Origin of the sequence: Micromonospora olivasterospora, from assembly GCF_007830265.1 — a bacterium.
GTDB lineage: Bacteria > Actinomycetota > Actinomycetes > Mycobacteriales > Micromonosporaceae > Micromonospora > Micromonospora olivasterospora.
The window spans coordinates 6,591,170-6,614,490 of sequence record NZ_VLKE01000001.1 but is presented as its reverse complement, the minus strand read 5'-3'; the positions used below and the strand labels follow the sequence as shown (position 1 = coordinate 6,614,490).

The following is a 23,321-nucleotide window of genomic DNA, read 5'->3' as shown; positions in this document are numbered from 1 at the left end:
ATGAGCGTTAGGAAACGCCCGGGTCCGGCCCCTGCCAGGTGGCCCAGTCGCCGAGGTTCCCGCTGCCGTCGCCGGCCTGATTGCGCGGCTGGCCGGGGTCGGTGGACATCCCAGCACCGTGGGTGGTCACATCAATGTCGGGATCCGGCCACCCCGGTTCCGTCCACCCCGCCGTCCAGGCCGGCGCGGGCGGCCCCGCCGTCCAGGCCGGCGCGGGCGGCCCCGCCGTCCAGGCCGGCGCGGGCGGCCCCGCCGGCCAGGCCGGCGCGGGCGGCCCCGCCGTCCAGGCCGGCGCGGGCGGCCCCGCCGTCCAGGCCGGCGCGGGCGGCCCCGCCGGCCAGGCCGACGCGGTGGGGGCGTCCGGGGCGTCCAGCGGCCCGGGCAGCCAGGGCAGCCCGGGCAGACCCGTGTCCGCCGGCGGGGCAGGTGCCGGCCCGGGCATCGGCGACTGAGGTGCCGGTTCCTGCACGTCCGGTCCGGGCGGGATCGACTGTGTCCCTGGGAACTGGCTGGGCTGGTCGCCGCTGGGCTGCGACCACGGTGTCGGGTCGGGCGGGGCTTGCGGCCAGGTCGGATCCATCGGTTGCGGCCCGGGGCCGGTTTCCGTGTCCATGGCCGTGGGCGGGCCGACCCACGCCGCCGGATGGAGCGGATCAAACAGATCGAGAGCTGGGTTCCCCTGCCAGGTGGCCCAGTCGCCGAGGTTCCCGCCGTCGCCGGCCTGATCGTCGATGCGCGGCTGGCCGAAGTCGGTGGACATTCCAGCACCGTGGGTGGTCACATCAATGCCGGAAACCGGCCCCGCCGGTCCCGCCGGTCCCTCCTCCATCGGCCAGGCCGACGCGGGCGGCCCCGCCGGCCAGGCCGACGCCGTGAGGGCGTCCGGGGCGTCCAGCGGCCCGGGCGGCCCTGAGAGCCCGGGCAGACCCGTGCCCGCTGGCGGGGCAGGTACCGGCCCGGGCATCGGTGACGTATCCCCGTGGTTCAGCCGGGACAGATCCTCACTACCCTGCGGGCGGCGGTCCGGTTCGGGGGCAGGGCCCGGCACCGGTGCTTGCCGGGGCTGACCCGGATCGGTCACCCTGTACCGCGCCGCCCCGCGACTGTGTGCTTCCTGGACCAGCTGCAGCAGACCACTGTCGCGCAATACCCCGATCCGGCGATGCACCGTCGACTGCGATGTGGATGTCGCCACGGCGAGGTCTGACTCGCCAGCGGTGATGATCCCGTCGTCGCCCATATGGTTGATCAGGGCGTTCCACAACTGCGGCAGATGTTCCCGCTGCTGTGTTGTGGTGGCGATGTGGTCGGCGTGCTGGTTGAACAGCGTCTGGGCATCATTCCGGTTGCGTACCCACTGGCGGCCCTCGGGAAGGTCCGGCAACGGTGCTTGCCGGGGCTGACCCGGATCGGTCACCCTGTACCGCGCCGCCACACCACGGCGTGCTTCCCGGACCAGCTGCAGCAGACCACGGTCGCGTAATACCCCGATCCGGTCATGCACCGTCGACTGCGTTGTGGATGTCGCTGCGGCGAGGTCTGACTCGCTGACGGTGATGGTCCCGTCGTCGCCCATATGGTTGATTAGGACGTTCCACAACTGCGGCAGCTGTTCCCGCTGCTGTGTTGTGGTGGCGATGTGGTCGGCGTGCTGGTTGAACAGCGTCTGGGCATCATTCCGGTTGCGTACCCACTGGCGGCCCTCGGGAAGGTCCGGCAACGGTGCTTGCCGGGGCTGACCCGGATCGGTCACCCTGTACCGCGCCGCCACACCACGGCGTGCTTCCCGGACCAGCTGCAGCAGACCACGGTCGCGCAATACCCCGATCCGGGAATGCACCGTCGGCTGCGATGTGGATGTCGCTGCGGCGAGGTCTGACTCGCCGGCGGTGATGGTCCCGTCGTCGCCCATATGGTTGATTAGGACGTTCCACAACTGCGGCAGCTGTTCCCGCTGCTGTGTTGTGGTGGCGATGTGGTCGGCGTGCTGGTCGAACAGCGTCCGGGCATCATTCCGGTTGCGTACCCACTGGCTGCCCTCGGGAAGGTCCGGCAACGGTGCTTGCCGGGGCTGACCCGGATCGGTTACCCCGTACCGCGCCGCCACACCACCGTGGCCTTCCCGGACCAGCTGCAGCAGACCACTGTCGCGTAATGCCACGATCCGTTTATGCACCGTCTGCTGCGATGTGGATGTCGCCTCGGCGAGGGCTGACTCGCTGACGGTGATGATCCCGTCGGCGTCCATATGGTTGATCAGGGCGTTCCACAACTGCGGCAGCTGTTCCCGCTGCTGTGTTGTGGTGGCGATGTGGTCGGCGTGCTGGTCGAACAGCGTCCGGGCATCATCCGGGTTGCGCACCCACTGGCTGCCCGCAGTGGGTTGGGGTTGGTCGGGGTGCGGCGAGGCGGGGTGGTGGGTGGCTGGTCGGCCGGGTGATGGGGGTGTCGCCGGCGTGGACAGTGCCGGCGTCGGTGCGGGTCACCGCCGGGGAGGGCGCGGGGATGGTTGCCAGTCCATGTCCGGCCCCTGCCAGGTGGCCCAGTCGCCGAGGTTCCCGCTGCCGTCGCCGGCCTGATCATCGATGCGCGGCTGGCCGGGGTCGGTGGACATCGCAGCACCGTGGGTGGTCACATCAATGTCGGAAACCGGCCACCCCGGTTCCGTCCACCCCACCGTCCAAGCCGGCGCGGCCGGCCCCGCCTGCCAGGCCGACGCGGTGGGGCGTCCGGGGCGTCCAGCGGCCAGGGCAGCCAGGGCAGACCCGTGTCCGCCGGCGGGGCAGGTGCCGGCCCGGGCATCGGTGACTGAGGTGCCGGTTCCTGCATGCCCGGTCCGGGCGGGATCGACTGTGTCCCTGGGAACTGGCTGGGCTGGTCGCCGCTGGGCTGCGACCACGGTGTCGGGTCGGGCGGGGCTTGCGGCCAGGTCGGATCCATCGGTTGCGGCCCGGGGTAGAGTCCCGTGCCCACGGCCGTGGGCGGGCCGCCCCACGCCACCGGATGGAGCGGATCAAACAGATCGAGGGCTGGGTCCTCCTGCCAGGTGGCCCAGTCGCCGAGGTTCCCGCCGTCGCCGGCCTGATCGTCGATGCGCGGCTGGCCGAAGTCGGTGGACATCGCAGCACCGTGGGTGGTCACATCAATGCCGGAAACCGGCCCCGCCGACCCGCCCCCTCCACCGTCCAGGCCGACGCGGGCGGCCCCGCCGGCCAGGCCGACGCCGTGAGGGCGTCCGGGGCGTCCAGCGGCCCGGGCGGCCCTGAGAGCCCGGGCAGACCCGTGCCCGCCGACGGGGCAGGTACCGGCCCGGGCATCGGTGACGTATCCCCGTGGTTCAGCCGGGACAGATCCTCACTACCCTGCGGGCGGCGGTCCGGTTCGGGGGCAGGGCCCGGCACCGGTGCTTGCCGGGGCTGACCCGGATCGGTCACCCCGTACCGCGCCGCCACGCGACCGTGTGCTTCCTGAACCAGCTGCAGCAGACCACGGTCGCGTAATACCCCGATCCGGTCATGCACCGTCTGCTGCGATGTGGATGTCGCCGCGGCGAGGGCTGACTCGCTGGCGGTGATGGTCCCGTCGTCGTCCATATGGTTGATCAGGGCGTTCCACAACTGCGGCAGCTGTTCCCGCTGCTGTGTTGTGGTGGCGATGTGGTCGGCGTGCTGGTTGAACAGCGTCTGGGCATCATTCCGGTTGCGTACCCACTGGCTGCCCGCGGGAAGGTCCGGCAACGGTGCTTGCCGGGGCTGACCCGGATCGCTCACCCCGTACCGCGCCGCCACACCAGGGCGTGCTTCCTGGACCAGCTGCAGCAGACCACGGTCGCGTAATGCCACGATCCGGTTATGCACCGTTTGCTGCGATGTGGATGTCGCCGCGGCGAGGGCTGACTCGGTGACGGTGATGGTCCCGTCGGCGCCCATATGGTTGATCAGGGCGTTCCACAACTGCCGCAGCCGATTCTGTTGCTGCGGTGTGGTGGCGATGTGGTCGGCGTGCTGGTTGAACAGCGTCTGGGCATCATTCCGGTTGCGTACCCACTGGCTGCCCGCGGGAAGGTCCGGCAACGGTGCTTGCCGGGGCTGACCCGGATCGCTCACCCCGTACCGCGCCGCCACACCAGGGCGTGCTTCCTGGACCAGCTGCAGCAGACCACGGTCGCGTAATGCCACGATCCGGTTATGCACCGTCTGCTGCGATGTGGATGTCGCCTCGGCGAGGGCTGGCTCGGTGACGGTGATGGTCCCGTCGGCGTCCATATGGTTGATCAGGGCGTTCCACAACTTCAGCAGCTGATCCACCCGCTGCTGTGTTGTGGTGGCGATGTGGTCGGCGTGCTGGTCGAACAGCGTCCGGGCATCATTCCGGTTGCGCACCCACCGGCTGCCCGCAGTGGGTTGGGGTTGGTCGGGGTGCAGCGAGGCGGGGGTGGTGGGTGGCTCGTCGGCCGGGTGATGGGGGGTGTCGCCGGCGTGGACAGTGCCGGCGTCGGTGCGGGTCACCGCCGGGGAGGGCGCGAGGGATGGTTGCCAGTCCATGTCCGGCCCCTGCCAGGTGGCCCAGTCGCCGAGATCCCCGCCGTCGCCGGCCTGATCGCGCGGCTGGCCGGGGTCGGTGGACATCCCAGCACCGTGGGCGGTCACATCAATGTCGGAAACCGGCCACCCCGGTTCCGTCCACCCCGCCGGTCCCTCCTCCATCGGCCAGGCCGGCGCGGCCGGCCCCGCCGGCCAGGCCGACGCGGTGGGGGCGTCCGGGGCGTCCAGCGGCCAGGGCAGCCAGGGCAGACCCGTGTCCGCCGGCGGGGCAGGCGCCGGCCCGGGCATCGGCGACTGAGGTGCCGGTTCCTGCATGCCCGGTCCGGGCGGGATCGACTGTGTCCCTGGGAACTGGCTGGGCTGGTCGCCGCTGGGCTGCGACCACGGTGTCGGGTCGGGCGGGGCCTGCGGCCAGGTCGGATCCATCGGTTGCGGCCCGGGGTAGAGTCCCGTGCCCACGGCCGTGGGCGGGCCGCCCCACGCCACCGGATGGAGCGGATCAAACAGATCGAGGGCTGGGTCCTCCTGCCAGGTGGCCCAGTCGCCGAGGTTCCCGCTGCCCTCGCCGGCCTGATCATCGATGCGCGGCTGGCCGGGGTCAGTGGAGATCGCAGCACCGTGGGTGGTCACATCAATGCCGGAAACCGGCCCCGCCGACCCCGCCCCTCCACCGTCCAGGCCGACGCGGGCGGCCCGCCGGCCAGGCCGACGCCGTGAGGGCGTCCGGGGCGTCCAGCGGCCCGGGCGGCCCTGAGAGCCCGGGCAGACCCGTGTCCGCTGGCGGGGCAGGTGCCGGCCCGGGCATCGGTGACGTATCCCCGTGGTTCAGCCGGGACAGATCCTCACTACCCTGCGGGCGGTCCGGTTCGGGGGCGGGGCCCGGCACCGGTGCTTGCCGGGGCTGACCTGGATCGGTCACCCCGTACCGCGCCGCCCCGCGACTGTGTGCTTCCTGGACCAGCTGCAGCAGACCACTGTCGCGCAATACCCCGATCCGGGAATGCACCGTCGTCTGCGATGTGGATGTCGCCGCGGCGAGGTCTGACTCGCTGGCGGTGATGATCCCGTCGGCGCCCATATGGTTGATCAGGGCGTTCCACAACTGCGGCAGCTGTTCCCGCTGCTGTGTTGTGGTGGCGATGTGGTCGGCGTGCTGGTCGAACAGCGTCTGGGCATCATTCCGGTTGCGTACCCACTGGCGGCCCTCGGGAAGGTCCGGCAACGGTGCTTGCCGGGGCTGACCCGGATCGCTCACCCCGTACCGCGCCGCCACGCCACCGTGTGCTTCCCGGACCAGCTGCAGCAGACCACGGTCGCGTAATGCCACGATCCGGTTATGCACCGTCTGCTGCGATGTGGATGTCGCCGCGGCGAGGGCTGACTCGGTGACGGTGATGGTCCCGTCGGCGCCCATATGGTTGATCAGGGCGTTCCACAACTGCCGCAGCCGATTCTGTTGCTGCGGTGTGGTGGCGATGTGGTCGGCGTGCTGGTTGAACAGCGTCTGGGCATCATTCCGGTTGCGTACCCACTGGCTGCCCGCGGGAAGGTCCGGCAACGGTGCTTGCCGGGGCTGACCCGGATCGCTCACCCCGTACCGCGCCGCCACACCAGGGCGTGCTTCCTGGACCAGCTGCAGCAGACCACGGTCGCGTAATGCCACGATCCGGTTATGCACCGTCTGCCGCGATGTGGATGTCGCCTCGGCGAGGGCTGGCTCGGTGACGGTGATGGTCCCGTCGGCGTCCATATGGTTGATCAGGGCGTTCCACAACCTCAGCAGCTGATCCACCCGCTGCTGTGTTGTGGTGGCGATGTGGTCGGCGTGCTGGTCGAACAGCGTCCGGGCATCATTCCGGTTGCGCACCCACCGGCTGCCCGCAGTGGGTTGGGGTTGGTCGGGGTGCAGCGAGGCGGGGGTGGTGGGTGGCTCGTCGGCCGGGTGATGGGGGGTGTCGCCGGCGTGGACAGTGCCGGCGTCGGTGCGGGTCACCGCCGGGGAGGGCGCGAGGGATGGTTGCCAATCCATGTCCGGCCCCTGCCAGGTGGCCCAGTCGCCGAGATCCCCGCCGTCGCCGGCCTGATCGCGCGGCTGGCCGAAGTCGGTGGACATCCCAGCACCGTGGGCGGTCACACCACTGCCGGAAACCGGCCACCCCGGTTCCGGCCACCCCGGTTCCGTCCATCCCGCCTGCCAGGACGACACGGTGGGGGCGTCCGGGGCGTCCAGCGGCCAGGGCAGCCAGGGCAGACCCGTGTCCGCCGGCGGGGCAGGTGCCGGCCCGGGCATCGGTGACTGAGGTGCCGGTTCCTGCATGCCCGGTCCGGGCGGGATCGACTGTGTCCCTGGGAACTGGCTGGGCTGGTCGCCGCTGGGCTGCGACCACGGTGTCGGGTCGGGCGGGGCTTGCGGCCAGGTCGGATCCATCGGTTGCGGCCCGGGGTAGAGTCCCGTGCCCACGGCCGTGGGCGGGCCGCCCCACGCCACCGGATGGAGCGGATCAAACAGATCGAGGGCTGGGTCCTCCTGCCAGGTGGCCCAGTCGCCGAGGTTCCCGCCGTCGCCGGCCTGATCGTCGATGCGCGGCTGGCCGAAGTCGGTGGACATCGCAGCACCGTGGGTGGTCACATCAATGCCGGAAACCGGCCCCGCCGACCCCGCCCCTCCACCGTCCAGGCCGACGCGGGCGGCCCCGCCGGCCAGGCCGACGCCGTGAGGGCGTCCGGGGCGTCCAGCGACCCGGGCAGCCCTGAGAGCCCGGGCAGACCCGTGCCCGCCGACGGGGCAGGTACCGGCCCGGGCATCGGTGACGTATCCCCGTGGTTCAGCCGGGACAGATCCTCACTACCCTGCGGGCGGCGGTCCGGTTCGGGGGCAGGGCCCGGCACCGGTGCTTGCCGGGGCTGACCCGGATCGGTCACCCCGTACCGCGCCGCCACGCGACCGTGTGCTTCCTGAACCAGCTGCAGCAGACCACGGTCGCGTAATACCCCGATCCGGTCATGCACCGTCTGCTGCGATGTGGATGTCGCCGCGGCGAGGGCTGACTCGCTGGCGGTGATGGTCCCGTCGTCGTCCATATGGTTGATCAGGGCGTTCCACAACTGCGGCAGCTGTTCCCGCTGCTGTGTTGTGGTGGCGATGTGGTCGGCGTGCTGGTTGAACAGCGTCTGGGCATCATTCCGGTTGCGTACCCACTGGCTGCCCGCGGGAAGGTCCGGCAACGGTGCTTGCCGGGGCTGACCCGGATCGCTCACCCCGTACCGCGCCGCCACACCAGGGCGTGCTTCCCGGACCAGCTGCAGCAGACCACGGTCGCGTAATGCCACGATCCGGTTATGCACCGTTTGCTGCGATGTGGATATCGCCGCGGCGAGGGCTGACTCGGTGACGGTGATGGTCCCGTCGGCGCCCATATGGTTGATCAGGGCGTTCCACAACTGCCGCAGCCGATTCTGTTGCTGTGTTGTGGTGGCGATGTGGTCGGCGTGCTGGTTGAACAGCGTCCGGGCATCATTCCGGTTGCGTACCCACTGGCTGCCCGCGGGAAGGTCCGGCAACGGTGCTTGCCGGGGCTGACCCGGATCGCTCACCCCGTACCGCGCCGCCACACCAGGGCGTCCTTCCTGGACCAGCTGCAGCAGACCACGGTCGCGTAATGCCACGATCCGGTCATGCACCGTCTGCCGCGATGTGGATGTCGCCTCGGCGAGGGCTGACTCGCTGACGGTGATGATCCCGTCGGCGTCCATATGGTTGATCAGGGCGTTCCACAACTTCAGCAGCTGTTCCCGCTGCTGTGTTGTGGTGGCGATGTGGTCGGCGTGCTGGTCGAACAGCGTCCGGGCATCATTCCGGTTGCGTACCCACCGGCTGCCCGCGGGAAGGTCCGGCAACAGTGCTTGCCGGGGCTGGCCCGGATCGGTCACCTCGTACCGCGCCGCCCCGCCACCGTGACCTTCCCGGACCAGCCGCAGCAGACCACGGTCGCGCAATACCCCGATCCGGTCATGCACCGTCTGCCGCGGTGTGGATGTCGCTGCGGCGAGGGCTCGCTCGGTGACGGTGATGATCCCGTCGCCGTCCATACGCTCGATCAGGACGTTCCACAACTGCCGCAGCGGTTCCCGCTGCCGTGTTGTGGTGGCGATGTGGCCGGCGTGCTGGTTGAACAGCGTCTGGGCATCATCCTGGTTGCGCACCCATTGGCTGCCCGCAGTGGGTTGGGGTTGGTCGGGGTGCGGCGAGGCGGGGGTGGTGGGTGGCTCGTCGGCCGGGTGATGGGGGGTGTCGCCGGCGTGGAGAGTGCCGGCGTCGGTGCGGGTCACCGCCGGAGAGTGCGCGGGGGATGGTTGCCAGTCCATGTCCGGCCCCTGCCAGGTGGCCCAGTCGCCGAGATCCCCGCCGTCGCCGGCCTGATTGCGTGGCTGGCCGGGGTAGGTGGACATCGCAGCACCGTGGGCGGTCACATCAATGTCGGAAACCGGCCACCCCGGTTCCGTCCACCCCGCCGCGGCCGGCTCCGCCTGCCAGGCCGACGCGGTGGGGGCGTCCGGGTCGTCCAGCGGCCAGGGCAGCCCGGGCAGCCAGGGCAGACCCGTGCCTGCCGGCGGGGCAGGTGCCAGCCCGGACATCGGCAGCGTATCCCAGTCGTCCAGCCAGGACAGGTCCTCACCCTGCGGGCGGTCCGGCTCCAGGGCAGGGCCCGGCACCGGCAATTCCGCCTTTGGATCCCGCGACGGGCCCCGCATCCACTGGGCCGCGGACGCCGGGCCAGGACCGGACGGGTCGCCGTCTTGCGCTGGATCGGGTGACTGCCCGTGTGAGGTGTTGCCGGCCCACCGGTGCCGGCCGCCAGCGGCGGCGAAGTCCTCCTGGTCCGGCCAGCGGACGCCGGGTTCCTGACCGTTGTCGATGATGTCCGCGGTCCGTACCGCCTCCACCAGATCCGGTCCGAACAACTCCACCGAAGCGTCCGAGAACAACACCGACCGCACCGGCTCGTCCACGTGTGGCCGCAACTCGCCGGGTATCTGGTCCACCTCGTGCGTGGACGACATCAGCCGCCGGGCGCGCAGCCGGGTGCGCAGCCATTCACCGAAGGAGGTGGCCTGTCCCGGTGCCTGCCATGCCGCGTCGCACCAGACCAGCAAGATGTCGGGTGCGTCGCCGCCGCGCTGTCGCGCCTGCGCGACGGCGTGTCGCCAGGCGGGCGAGGCGGTGAGCATCCGGAGGAACAAGGCCTGACGCACCGGATCGTCGGCCAGCCGCTCGGCCAGGTTCCGGTGCCCGGCGATGGTGAACCATCCCCGCACCCACGGCAGCGCCCGCGCCGCCGTGCGATCCGCCGCCGCCGCGTCCGGATCCGCCGCCGCCGGGTCTGCGAAGTACACCCCGCTGAACGTGTCCGCCATGACGATGTCCCTGGACACCTCGAACAGTCGGGGCAGGACCCCGTCCGGCGACGCCGCCTGGATACCGATGTCCGCGGCGAGGCGGCGCAGCTGAGCGTCGCTGGCACGGCCGTAGCCACCGCTGGCGAGCTCGTGGATTCGTTGCCCGGCCGACCCGGTAGCCGCGACGGCCGGCTCGCCGAAACCGGCAGCGCCGGCACCGACCGGTTCGTCCAACACCGACACATCACCGATCGAACCCGTATCCCCGAAACCGGCCGAATCCGTGTCCCTGGAGCCGAGATCGGGGCTGAACACCGCATCGCTTGCCCCGGACACGTCACTGACCGGGGTCGTGTCGCTGGCGTAGATCGGCGTGGCGTCAACGCGGAAGGCAGCGCCGCCCGGCTCCGTACCGCGGGCGCTGGCCGTGTCCGGAGTGCCCGGCATGCCGGGCGTGCTGCCGTCGGCCTGCGTGAGCACCTGATGGTATCCATCCACCCAGTTCCCTCGGAACAGTTCGGCGAGGGTGTCGTGACCGGCCGGGTCGACACCGTAGCGGTGGGCCAGGGCGGTGAACTGCTTTTCTGCCAGGCTGGCCGCGGCTGCGGTGTGCTGCTCGACAGTCACCGACACTGCCGGCGCGTCGGTACGCCAGTTTGCCGGGGCGTCCGCCGGGAACGGGATGGCGTGCGGTGCGGTGATGTCGGCAATGGTCGCAGCCGAGAAACGGGCGGGCAGGTCGGTGACCACCTGCCGGACCACGTTCGCCACGGCACTGACCTGCGCGGCGTCGGGACCGGCCACCACAGCGGGCAGCACAGCGGGCAGCACTGCGGGCAGCACTGCGGGCAGCGCGGAGGTGCCGAGGATCGCATCGAGGCTTCGGTCCACCCAGTTCCGCGTTTCCCTCTCGACCACCTCGACCGCGGCGGCGGACGGCACCCCCGCCCCGGCACCTGCCGGCACGCCCGCGCCCGACGACGTGCCAGCGCCTCCCGGTGTGCCAGCGGCCGACGACGTGCCGGGGCCCGACGACGTGCCGGGGCCTGTCGGCGTGCCCGTGCCTGTCGGCGTGCCCGCGCCTGTGGGTAGGCCGGCGGCGAGGTGCTGGCCGATGTGGTGTTGGACGGCCAGGTGCGCCAGCGAGCGCAACGCCTGCCGGTCGAACTCCGCCGGCAGCCCGGCGACCACCTGCTCCGACCGCACCCCGGCCGGGAACTGCCCACCCGCGGACGCCAACGCCTCGACCATCCGGGCCACCGCCCGCTGCCGAACACCCGTCAAAAACCCCTCGGTCAGCGCGGCAGCGGGCAGACCGACATCGGACAGGAAACCCGCAACAACCCGATCACCCCGCCGGGCCTCGACCCACCCGGCGAAAACCCCCTCGACCGGCACGGCGAGCGCGGCCATGCTCTCGCCCGCCCGAGCCACCCCGGCCAGCAACCCACCGTAACGATCCACCAGATCCTGCTGGAACCGATACCACCGCTCCACCACCGGCCCACCCGCTGCCACAACCCACGCCGGCACCGGCGCAACCGGCACCGACAGGCTCGGCACCGACCACGACGGCACCGACAGGTCCAGGCGCGGCGCGGGCAGGTCCAGACTCGGCGCGGGCATGTTCGATGCCGGCAGCGCAGGCGGGGGCGGCGGGGACTGCCCGCCGTCCACCACAGGCTTCGGATCATCGACCCCAGCCCGGTACCCCTTGAATGTGTCCCCACCAACCGGTGTCGGCCCCACCGGCAGGACCGGCCTACCATCCCACGTGAAGTCGGGGCGAGGCATCTGCACCCGGGGCTGCATCATGGCGCGACTCACGACGATCCCGAGGCCGCTCGCGGCCGCCCCGCCCGTCCCCGACAGCGCCCCGGACAGAAGATCGGCACCGAGATTGCCGGTGTCGTAGTACCCGTCGACCATCAGGCTGGCACCGATACCGAACAGCCCCTCCGTGCCGGTCTCCAACACCGGCCGCGTCAACAGATCGGTCAACAGCATTCTGGTGGTGTCCGACAGGCCCAGCTTGCTGACCGCGGCGGCGACCGCGCCAGCGGCCTTGCCCAACGCCGGCCCGCCCGCCGTGCTCAGGAACGCCACCGCCCCCGCGTACGTCGCCTGCTTACCGACCGCCGACCAGTTCACCCCCGACTGCAAACCATCGGTCATCATCGACACCTGCGCCAACAGCGCAGAACCCGGCATGAACAACATCTGCATCGCCGTGCTACTCGCCGCCGACCGGACCAACGCCGACCGCAGGACCACCTGGATGATCGTCCGCGCCTGGGCGACGTGTGTCGCCGCCCCCACGGGATTCCAGAACCACATCGCGGCGGCGGCGGCGAACTCGGCCTGCATGAAGGAGAACATCGCCACCGTCGTACGCTTGCCGGCCTCCGTCTCCAGGAAGAACTTCTTCTCCGCCTCCACCACGGCGAGCATCAGATCGGCCGTCTCGGCCATCTTCCCCACGAACGGAACGGTCTGCGCCACGAACCGGTCGAAGGCCTCACCCTCCCCCGCCTGCCGGACCGCCCTGACCGTCTGCTCCAGCAACGGACCCAGCACCGCACGCACCCGACCCGCCAGCATCTCCAGCGTGCCGATGTCATCCCACAACAACGGCAACCTCGCCCGGGACACCCGCACCCCGGTGAACCCTTCCAAAACCCGCAACGAACTCTCACTGAGCTCAACAGTCGAAAAAGCAGCGGCGACCAACGCGCAACGCTCCTTCCCCGCCCCCGAACCAAGGACACCCAGTACGGATCAGCCAGCCCCGCAGGCCGCCCACCCCAGCCCCGACCACCTCGCCGGCGACAACCTCACCACCCCGTCGCCCACCCGGCGGCCAAGACCCCCACACCTCGCCCCGCGATGCGACCGACGCCCTCCACCGCCACCGACAGCGTTGATCGCCGAGAGCCACGCACCCCTCACCGTAAAGTGACGGTAGTCGACACCGGCGACACCAGCCATCCCCGCCCACACGTGCGCCACCACACACCCACACCCCACGCCGGGCCCCGGACGGGGGCCTGACCCCCGACCCGAGCCAACCCGCAGCGGTACTTCCAGGCGTCGGGGCCGGTCATGCCCGCCCTCCGCGAAACCGGCGCGCTCACCCGCGCCGCCCACCTCACCTGGTGGTCGGTGCCACGCCGTACAACAGAGCCACGGGTAGGGCGGCCGCCAGGGATGGTGTTCCGCAAGCTCAGGCGCCTCGCTCCTCACACGGCCGGGGCGGAACCAGGACGGCAACGGGCCCGGGCTGGTAACACCGCAGTGGTCCTGACGGTTGCCGAACGGGTTCGGACATCCGCGCGCGGCTCGTTGACGAGCACCAGGGCGCGTCGGTCTGGGCGTGCCCGTGCTCGGCCTGCTGGCGGCCTCCGGCCGGCATCGGCCGACACAGCACCGGGAACAGGCCGAACCCGCGAACCCATAAGACGTGCGAACCAGCCCCCGCCGCGTGCCCGTAATGCGCCTTTCGATGCCTACCCGTGTAGGGCCAGGGGCCTCAGTCACACGGCGCCGGCCGGGCCACCCCCACAGGCCAACGGGTGAGGTCATCGGTCCGGGCGCACGTAAGGTCCGCGCCGCCCAACTTCGCCTTGGTCAGGTTCGCGCCGGTCAGGTTCGCGCCGGACAGGTCCGCGTCGACCAACCTCGCCTCGGTTAGGTTCGCGTCCCTCAGGTGCACGCCTCTCAGATTTATTTCTCGGCAGACCCTTATCGGCCACCTCGTAGGGTCTCCCGCTGTCGCGGGCGGGACCCTACGGGGCAGCGACGCACTTCGTCGAGCCGAGCCGATAGGTCAAGCGGTGGGTGCGTCCCAGAAGACGTAGGTCGCCGAGTATGGCACCTGCACCTCCGCCGTTTCGCTGGCCGTACAGGGGCCCGTCGGCGCGACTCCGCCCGAGGTCATCAGGCGGTTGATGTAGTCGGCCTCGGACAGGACGCCGGTGCCGGAGCGCGTAGTCACCTTGAGCAGCAGTTCCGGGATGGTTCCAGACCGATTCGACGAAGCGATCTTGGTCGCGGTGACCAGCGATCCGTCGTGAGTGGACTGCCAACTCGGGCCTGCGAAGTGGTGAACGATGCCGCCGGTGCCGAACAGTAGCGCCTCGGGAACCGAGGCGTCCGTGTAGGCGCCGGCGGTGGCTCCCTCGGGGACAACGCACGTGTAGGTCTGCGTTCCGCTAACGACCAGGTAGGCACCGATCGGCTGGGACCCGGCCGGCGGTTTGATCACGTCGGGGATGCTCAGGAACGAACTGGCGTGGGCGCCAGAGCCCGCCGTGGCTGGCGCCGCGGGCGGCGCTACCTTGGCAGCCGAGGCGGCGTGGGTTACGCCACCGACGGCGCCGGTCACGGCTGCCATGCCGACCACCGCAAGCGCGCGAATACGGGACCGAACCGTGCTCAGCATGCTTCTCTCGCGGATGAGGGTGGACGCCTTCACGCCGGCGGCGTCGGCGTCGGCGGCGTCGCGGACCCGCTGGTCCAGGTTCACGGGCAGACGCACTCCGCGCATCACCATCGGTTCGGTGTCCGCCGTGGGCGGCAGCTCGACCGGGGGTGGTGTCGTCGTAGTCGGCCTCACCGCGGGCGAACGCCCGACGGCTCGGGTCGGGGGTCAGGCCCCGTCCGGGGCCCGGCGCGGGGTGTGGGTGTGTGGTGGCGCACGTGTGGGTGGGGATGGCTGGTGTCGCCGGTGTCGACTACCGTCACTTTACGGTGAGGGTGCGTGGCTCTCGGCGATCAACACTGCCGGTGGTGGTGGGCGTCGGTCGGGTCGTGGGGTGAGGTGTGGGGGTTTTGGCCGCCGGGTGGGGCGACGGGGTGGCGAGGTTGTCGCCGGCGAGGTGGTCGGGGCTGGGGTGGGCGGCCTGCGGGGCTGGCTGATCCGTACTGGGTGTCCTTGGTTCGGGGGCGGGGAAGGAGCGTTGCGCGTTGGTCGCCGCCGCTTTTTCGACTGTTGAGCTCAGTGAGAGTTCGTTGCGGGCTTTGGAAGGGTTCACCGGGGTGCGGGTGTCCCGGGCGGAGTTGCCGTTGTTGTGGGATGACATCGGCACGCTGGAGATGCTGGCGGGTCGGGTGCGTGCGGTGCTGGGTCCGTTGCTGGAGCAGACGGTCAGGGCGGTCCGGGGGGCGGGGGAGGGTGAGGCCTTCGACCGGTTCGTGGCGCAGACCGTTCCGTTCGTGGGGAAGATGGCCGAGACGGCCGATCTGATGCTCGCCGTGGTGGAGGCGGAGAAGAAGTTCTTCCTGGAGGCGGAGACCGGCAAGCGTACGACGGTGGCGATGTTCTCCTTCATGCAGGCCGAGTTCGCCGCCGCCGCCGCGATGTGGTTCTGGAATCCCGTGGGGGCGGCGACACACGTCGCCCAGGCGCGGACGATCATTCAGGTGGTCCTGCGTTCGGCGTTGGTGCGGTCGGCGGCGAGTAGCACGGCGATGCAGATGCTGACGATGCCGGGTTCTGCGCTGCTGGCGCAGGTGTCGATGATGACCGATGGTTTGCAGTCGGGGGTGAACTGGTCGGCGGTCGGTAAGCAGGCGGCGTTCGCGGGGGCGGTGGCGTTCCTGAGCACGGCGGGCGGGCCGGCGTTGGGCAAGGCCGCTGGCGCTGTCGCCGCCGCGGTCGGCAAACTCGGCCTGTCGGACACCACCAGAATGCTGTTGACCGATCTGTTGACGCGGCCGGTGTTGGAGACCGGCACGGAGGGAATCTTCGGTATCGGTGCCAGCTTGATGGTCGACGGGTACTACGACACCGGCAATCTTGGTGCCGATCTTCTGTCCGGGGCGCTGTCGGGGGCGGGCGGGGCGGCCGCGAGCGGCCTCGGGCTCGTCGTGAATCGCGCCATGAATGGGCCCCGGGTGCAGATGCCTCGCCTGGACTTCACGCCCGACGGTAAGCCGGTCATGCCGGTGGCGCCGCCACCGGTTGGTGGAGACACGTCCACCGGGTACCAGGCTGGGGTCGACGACCCGAAGCCTGCGGTGACCGGCGGGCAGGCCCCGCCGCCCACCCCGCCGCCGCTGCCGGGGTTGAACCTGCCCGCGCCGAGTCTGGACCTGCCCGCGCCGCACCTGGACCTGTCGGTGCCGTCGTGGTCGGTGCCGAGCCTGTCGGTGCCGGCCGCGCCGGCGCCGCAGTGGGTCGCGGCAGCGGGTGGGCCGGTGGTCGAGCAGTGGCATCGGTTCCAGCAGGATCTGGTGGACCGTTACAGTGGGCTGCTGGCCGGGGTGGCTCGGGCGGGCAAGAGCATGGCCGCCCTCGCCATACCGGTCGAGAGGGTTTTCGCCGGGTGGGTCGACGCCCGGCAAGGTGATCGGGCTGTCGCGGCTTTCCTGTCCGACGTCGGTCTGCCGGGTACCGCGCTGACCGAGGGATATCTGACGGGTGTTCGGCAGCGGGCGGTGGCCGGGATGGCCGAGGCGTTGGCGTCCGCGGGTGGGCAGGTCCCGGCCGGGGTGCGGTCGGAGCAGGTGGTCGCCGGGCTGCCGGCGGAGTTCGACCGGCAGGCACTGCGCGCGCTCGCGCACCTGGCCCTCCAACACCACATCGACCAGTACCTCGCCGCCGGCCTACCCACAGGCCCCGGCACGCCGACAGGCACGGGCACGCCGACAGGCACCGGCGTGTCGTCGGCCGCTGGCACACCGGGAGGCGCTGGCACGTCGTCGGGCGCGGGCGTGCCGGCAGGTGCCGGGGCGGGGGTGCCGTCCGCCGCCGCGGTCGAGGTGGTCGAGAGGGAAACGCGGAACTGGGTGGACCGAAGCGTCGATGCGATCCTCGGTGCCCCCGCAGTGCTGCCCGCCGTGCTGCCCGCTGTGCTGCCCGCTGTGGTGGCCGGTCCCGACGCCGCGCAGGTCAGTGCCGTGGCGAACGTGGTCCGGCAGGCGGTCGTCGATCTGCCCGCCCGTTTCTCGGCCGCGACCATTGCCGATATCACCGCACCGCACGTCATCCCGTTCCCGGCGGACACCCCGGTAAGCTGGCGTACCGGCGCGCCGGCAGTGTCGGTGACTGTCGAGCAGCACACCGCAGCCGCGGCCAGCCTGGCAGAAAAGCAGTTCACCGCCCTGGCCCACCGCTACGGTGTCGACCCGGCCGGTCACGACACCCTCGCCGAACTGTTCCGAGGGAACTGGGTGGATGGATACCATCAGGTGCTCACGCAGGCCGACGGCAGCACGCCCAGCATGCCGGGCACTCCGGACACGGCCAGCGCCCGCAGTAGGGAGCCGGGCGGCGCTGCCTTCCGCGTTGACGCCACGCCGATCTACGCCAGCGACACGACCCCGGTCAGTGACGTGTCCGTGGCAAGCGATGCGGTGTTCAGCCCCGATCTCGGCTCCAGAGACACGGATTCGACCGGTTTCAGGGACACGGCTTCGATCGGTGACGTGTCGGTGCTGGACGAACCGGTCAGCGTCGACTCTGCCGGTCTCGGCGAGCCGGCCGTCGCGGCTACCGGGTCGGCCGGGCAACGAATCCACGACCTCGCCAGCGGCGGCCACGGCCGTGCCAGCGACGCTCAGCTGCGCCGCCTCGCCGCGGACCTCGGTATCCAGACGGCGTCGCCGGACGGGGTCCTGCCCCGACTGTTCGAGGTGTCCAGGGACATCGTCATGGCGGACACGTTCAGCGGGGTGTACTTCGCAGACCCGGCGGCGGCGGATCCGGACGCGGCGGCGGCGGATCGCACGGCGGCGCGGGCGCTGCCGTGGGTGCGGGGATGGTTCACCATCGCCGGGCACCGGAACCTGGCCGAGCGGCTGGCCGACGAACCGGTGCGTCAGGCCTTGTTCCTCCGGATGCTCACCGCCTCGCCCGCCTGGCGACACGCCGTCGCGCAGGCGCGGCAGCGCGGCGGCGACGCACCCGACATCTTGCTGGTCTGGTGCGACGCGGCGTGGCAGGCACCGGGACAGGCCACCTCCTTCGGTGAATGGCTGCGCACCCGGCTGCGCGCCCGGCGGCTGATGTCGTCCACGCACGAGGTGGACCAGATGCCCGGCGAGTTGCGGCCACACGTGGACGAGCCGGTGCGGTCGGTGTTGTTCTCGGACGCTTCGGTGGAGTTGTTCGGACCGGATCTGGTGGAGGCGGTACGGACCGCGGACATCATCGACAACGGTCAGGAACCCGGCGTCCGCTGGCCGGACCAGGAGGACTTCGCCGCCGCTGGCGGCCGGCACCGGTGGGCCGGCAACACCTCACACGGGCAGTCGCCCGATCCAGCGGAAGACGGCGACCCGTCTGGTCCTGGCCCGGCGTCCGCGGCCCAGTGGATGCGGGGCCCGTCGCGGGATCCAGGGGCGGAATTGCCGGTGCCGGGCCCCGCCCTCGGACCGGACCGCCCGCAGGGTGAGGACCTGTCCTGGCTGGACGACTGGGATACGCTGCCGATGCCCGGGCTGGCACCTGCCCCGCCGGCAGGCACGGGTCTGCCCTGGCTGCCCGGGCCGCTGGACGACCCGGACGCCCTCATGGGATCGGCCTGGCCGGCGGAGCCGGCCGCGTCGGCGTGGTCGGCGGGGTGGGCGGGGCCGGCCGCGTCGGCGTGGTCGGCGGGGTGGGCGGGGCCGGTTCCCGACATTGATGTGACCACCCACGGTGCTGCGATGTCCACCTACCCCGGCCAGCCACGCAATCAGGCCGGCGACGGCGGGGATCTCGGCGACTGGGCCACCTGGCAGGGGCCGGACATGGACTGGCAACCATCCCTCGCGCCCTCCCCGGCGGTGACCCGCACCGACGCCGGCACTGTCCACGCCGGCGACACCCCCCATCACCCGGCCGACGAGTCACCCACCACCGCCCCAGTACACCCCGGCCAACCCCAACCCCAACCCACCGCGGACAGCCAGTGGGTGCGCAACCCGGATGATGCCCGGACGCTGTTCGACCAGCACGCCAACCACATCGCCACCACAACACAGCAGCAGCCGGAGCAGCTGCGGCAGTTGTGGAACGCCATGATCAACCATATGAGCGCCGACGGGATCATCACCGTCACCGAGTCAAACCTCGCCACGGCGACATCCACACCGCAGCAGACGGTGCATCGCCGGATCGTGGCATTGCGCGACCGCGGTCTGCTGCAGCTGGTCCAGAAAGCACACCGTGGCGTGGCGGCGCGGTACAGGGTGACCGATCCGGATCAGCCCCGGCAAGCACCGTTGCCGGCCCTTCCCGCGGGCAGCCGGTGGGTACGCAACCGGGATGATGCCCGGACGCTGTTCAACCAGCACGCCGACATCGCTACCACAACACGGCAGCGGGAACAGCTGCCGCAGTTGTGGAACGCCATGATCAACCATATGAACGCCGACGGGATCATCACCGTCACCGAGTCAGCCCTCGCCACGGCGACATCCACACCGCAGCAGACGGTGCATCGCTGGATCGTGGCATTGCGCGACCGTGGTCTGCTGCAGCTGGTCCAGGAAGGCCACCGTGGCGTGGCGGCGCGGTACAGGGTGACCGATCCGGGTCAGCCCCGGCAAGCACCGTTGCCGGGCCCTGCCCCCGAACCGGACCGCCCGCAGGGTGAGGACCTGTCCTGGCTGAACCACGGGGATACGTCGCCGATGCCCGGGCCGGTACCTGCCCCGCCGGCGGGCACGGGCCTGTCAGCGCTGCCCGGGCCGCTGGACGACCCGGACGCCCCCACCGCGTCGTCCTGGCCGGCGGGGTGGACGGAACCGGCGGGGCCGGATCCCGGCATGGGTGTGACAGACGGGGACGGTGCTGCGATCTCCACCGACCCCGGCCAGCCGAGCATCGACGATCAGGCCGGCGACGGCAGCGGAAACCTCGGCGACTGGGCCACCTACGAGGTGGGCCCAGCCGGTTCGCTCGATGTGGACCCGGCCGATCTGCTCTATCTGCTTGAGGCCGTGGGCACGGAACCCGACCCCGGGCCGCAACCGATGGATCCGCCCCGGCCGCAGGCCCCGCCCGGCCCGACATCGTGGTCGCAGCCCAGCGGCGACCAGCCCAGCCAGTCCCCAGGGACTCAGTCGTTCCCGCCCGGACCGGGTATGCAGGAACCGGCACCTCAGTCGCCGATGCCCGGGCCGGCACCTGCCCCGCCGGCGGACACGGGCCTGCCCCCCGGGCTGCCCGGGCTGCCCGGGCCGCTGAAGGACCCGGACGCCCCCACGGCATCGTCCTGGCTGACGGGGCCGGCCGCGTCGGCCTGGCCGGCGGGGTGGACGGAACCGGCGGGGTCGGTTCCCGGCATTGGTGTGACCGACGGGCACGATGCTGCGATGTCCACCGACCCCGGCCAGCCGAGCATCGACGATCAGGCCGACGACGGCAGCGGAAACCCCGGCGACTGGGCCACCCACCAGGGACCGGACATGGACTGGCAACCATCCCTCGAACCCTCCCCGGCGGTGACCCGCACCGACGCCGGCACTCTCCACGCCGACGGCACCCTCCATCACCCGGCCGACCAGCCACCCACCACCCTCACCCCACTGCACCCCGACCAACCCCAACCCCAACCCCAACCCACTGCGGACAGCCGGCGGGTGCGCAACCCGAATGAGGCCCGGACGCTGTTCGACCAGCACGCCGACCACATCGCCACAACGCGGCAGCGGGAACCGCTGCGGCAGTTGTGGAACGCCCTGATCGACCGGATCGACGGCGACGGGATCATCACCGCCAGCGTGTCAGACCTCGCCGAGGCAACATCCACACCGCGGCCGACGGTGCATCGCCGGATCGGGGTATTGCGCGGCAGTGATCTGCTGCGGCTGGTCCAGGAAGGTCACGCTGGCGGGGCGGCGCGGTACGAGGTGAGCGATCCGGATCAGCCCCAGCAAGCACCGATGCCGGCCCTTCCCGCGGGCAGCCGGTGGGTGCGCGACCCGGATGAGGCCCGGACGCTGTTCGACCAGCACACCGGCCACATCAGAACGCGGCAGCCGGAACAGCTGCGGCAGTTGTGGAGCGCCTTGGTCGATCGTATGGACGGCGATGGGATCATCACCGCCAGCGAGTCAGCCCTCGCCGAGGCGACATCCACACTGCGGCAGACGGTGCATGACCGGATCGGGGTATTGCGCGGCAGTGGTCTGCTGCGGCTGGTCCAGGAAGGTCACGCTGGCGTGGCGGCGCGGTACAGGGTGAGCGATCCGGGTCAGCCCCGGCAAGCACTGATGCCGGCCCTTCCCGCAGGCAGCCGGTGGGTGCGCGACCCGGATGAGGCCCGGAGGCTGTTCGACCAGCACGCCGGCCACATCGCCACCACAACGCGGCAGCGGGAACAGCTGGGGCAGTTGTGGAGCGCCCTGGTCGAGCGTATCGACGGCGACGGGCTCATCACCGCCAGCGAGCCAGACCTCGCCAAGGCGACATCCACATCGCAGTCGACGGTGCATAGCCGGATCGGGGTATTGCGCGGCCGCGGTCTGCTGCGGCTGGTCCAGGAAGGTCACGCTGGCGTGGCGGCGCGGTACAGGGTGAGCGATCCGGGTCAGCCCCGGCAAGCACTGATGCCGGCCCTTCCCGCAGGCAGCCGGTGGGTGCGCGACCCGGATGAGGCCCGGAGGCTGTTCGACCAGCACGCCGGCCACATCGCCACCACAACGCGGCAGCGGGAACAGCTGGGGCAGTTGTGGAACGCCCTGATCGACCATATGAACGACGACGGGACCATCGCCGCCAGCGAGCCAGAACTCGCCAAGGCGACATCCACACTGCGGCCGACGGTGCATAGACGAATCGGGGTATTGCGCGGCCGTGGTCTACTGCGGCTGGTCCAGGAAAGTCACGGTGGCGTGGCGGCGCGGTACGAGGTGAGCGATCCGGGTCAGCCCCAGCAAGCACCGGTGCCGGGCCCTGCCCTCGGATCGGACCGCCCGCAGGGTGAGGACCTATCCTGGCTGGACCACGGGGATACGTTGCCGATGCCCGGCCCGGCACCTGCCCCGCCGGCGGACACGGGCCTGCCCGGGCTGCTGGACGACCCGGACGCCCCCACCGCGTCGTCCTGGCAGGCGGGGTGGACGGAACCGGGGTGGCCGGTTCCCGACAGTGATGTGACCGCCCACGGTGCTGCGATGTCCACCGACCCCGGCCAGCCGCGCGATCAGGCCGGCGACGGCGGGGATCTCGGCGACTGGGCCACCCACCAGGGGCCGGTCATGGACTGGCAACCATCCCCAGCGGTGACCCGCACCGACGCCGGCACTCTCCACGCCGGCGACACCCCCCATCACCCGGCCGACGAGCCACCCACCACCGCCCCACTGCACCCCGACCAACCCCAACCCCAACCCACTGCGGACAGCAGGCGGGTGCGCGACCGGGATAGGGCCCGGACGCTGTTCGACCAGCACGCCGGCCACATCGCCACCACAACGCGGCAGCGGGAACAGCTGGGGCAGTTGTGGAACGCCCTGATCGACCATATGAACGACGACGGGGTCATCACCGCCAGCGAGCCAGACCTCGCCAAGGCGACATCCACACCGCAGCGGACGGTGCATGACCGGATCGGGGTAATGCGCGACCGTGGTCTGCTGCAGCTGGTCCAGGAAAGTCACGGTCGTGAGGCGGCGCGGTACGAGGTGACCGATCCGGGTCAGCCCCGGCAAGCACCACTGCCGGACCTTCCCGAAGGCAGCCAGTGGGCGCGCGACCGGAATGATGCCCGGACGCTGTTCGACCAGCACGCCGGCCACAACGCCCCCGCAACGCGGCAGCGGGATCAGCTGCGGAAGTTGTGGAACGCCCTGATCGACAGTATGGACGGCGACGGGCTCATCACCGTCACCGAGTCAGACCTCGCCGCGGCGACATCCACACCGCGGCGGACGGTGCGTGACCGGATCGGGGCATTGCGCGACCGTGGTCTGCTGCAGTTGGTCCAGGAAGCAAACGGTGGCGGGGCGGCGCGGTACAGGGTGAGCGATCCGGGTCAGCCCCGGCAAGCATCGGTGCCGGGCCCTGCCCCCGAACCGGACCGCCCGCAGGGTGGTGAGGATCTGTCCTGGCTGAACCACGGGGATACGTCGCCGATGCCCGGGCCGGCACCTGCCCCGCCGGCGGGCACGGGTCTGCCTGGACTCTCAGGGCCGCCCTGGCCGCTGGACGCCCCGGACGCCCCCACCGCGTCGTCCTGGCAGGCGGGGCCGGCCGCGTCGGCCTGCACGGTGGGGTGGGCGGGACCGGCGGGGCCCGTTTCCGGCAGTGGTGTGACCGACGGGCACGGTGCTGCGATGTCCACCGACCCCGGCCAGCCGAGCATCGACGATCAGGCCGGCGACGGCAGCGGGAACCTCGCCGACTGGGCCACCTCAGCCTGAATCCGTGGATCGGGTGGCCGGCATGAT

General features: G+C 71.3%; 9 protein-coding genes. 1 reads left to right on the top strand and 8 read right to left on the bottom strand.

The window, feature by feature from the left end; all coding sequences use genetic code 11:
- Positions 1-7: 7 nt before the first annotated feature.
- The 8 genes from JD77_RS29790 to JD77_RS29760 form a co-directional block, all read right to left on the bottom strand.
- Positions 8-2,362, bottom strand: coding sequence for a hypothetical protein (locus JD77_RS29790; RefSeq protein ID WP_145777151.1), 2,355 nt, complete (start codon positions 2,360-2,362; stop codon positions 8-10).
- 120 nt (positions 2,363-2,482) lie between these two features.
- Positions 2,483-2,614, bottom strand: coding sequence for a hypothetical protein (locus JD77_RS34920; protein ID WP_281292147.1), 132 nt, complete (start codon positions 2,612-2,614; stop codon positions 2,483-2,485).
- A 17-nt stretch (positions 2,615-2,631) separates the two neighbouring features.
- A complete protein-coding gene (locus JD77_RS29785; protein ID WP_145777150.1) occupies positions 2,632-3,120 on the bottom strand; it encodes a hypothetical protein in 489 nt (162 codons plus the stop codon).
- A gap of 17 nt (positions 3,121-3,137) precedes the next feature.
- Positions 3,138-5,174, bottom strand: coding sequence for a hypothetical protein (locus JD77_RS29780; RefSeq protein ID WP_145777149.1), 2,037 nt, complete (start codon positions 5,172-5,174; stop codon positions 3,138-3,140).
- A gap of 1 nt (position 5,175) precedes the next feature.
- The gene (locus JD77_RS29775) at positions 5,176-7,152 is read right to left on the bottom strand and encodes a hypothetical protein (RefSeq protein ID WP_145777148.1); all 1,977 of its coding nucleotides are present in this window, start codon (positions 7,150-7,152) and stop codon (positions 5,176-5,178) included.
- A 17-nt stretch (positions 7,153-7,169) separates the two neighbouring features.
- The gene (locus JD77_RS29770) at positions 7,170-12,626 is read right to left on the bottom strand and encodes a hypothetical protein (RefSeq protein WP_145777147.1); all 5,457 of its coding nucleotides are present in this window, start codon (positions 12,624-12,626) and stop codon (positions 7,170-7,172) included.
- An 844-nt stretch (positions 12,627-13,470) separates the two neighbouring features.
- Positions 13,471-13,662, bottom strand: coding sequence for a pentapeptide repeat-containing protein (locus tag JD77_RS29765; protein ID WP_281292194.1), 192 nt, complete (start codon positions 13,660-13,662; stop codon positions 13,471-13,473).
- A 105-nt stretch (positions 13,663-13,767) separates the two neighbouring features.
- On the bottom strand, positions 13,768-14,466 hold the full coding sequence (locus tag JD77_RS29760) for a DUF3455 domain-containing protein (protein ID WP_246141106.1): 699 nt from the start codon (positions 14,464-14,466) through the stop codon (positions 13,768-13,770).
- 485 nt (positions 14,467-14,951) lie between these two features.
- Here JD77_RS29760 and JD77_RS29755 point away from each other — a divergent pair, with 485 nt between their 5' ends.
- Positions 14,952-23,294 (top strand): hypothetical protein, encoded by an 8,343-nt coding sequence (locus tag JD77_RS29755; protein WP_145777146.1) that lies wholly within the window; start codon positions 14,952-14,954, stop codon positions 23,292-23,294.
- Positions 23,295-23,321: the final 27 nt, after the last annotated feature.

Excerpts from the sequence above, each read along its gene's own strand:
- JD77_RS34920 (WP_281292147.1), bottom strand. The coding sequence starts at position 2,614 with ATGTCCACCGACCCCGGCCAGCCGCGCATCGATGATCAGGCCGGCGAC.
- JD77_RS29785 (WP_145777150.1), bottom strand. The coding sequence starts at position 3,120 with ATGTCCACCGACTTCGGCCAGCCGCGCATCGACGATCAGGCCGGCGAC.
- JD77_RS29775 (WP_145777148.1), bottom strand. The coding sequence starts at position 7,152 with ATGTCCACCGACTTCGGCCAGCCGCGCATCGACGATCAGGCCGGCGAC.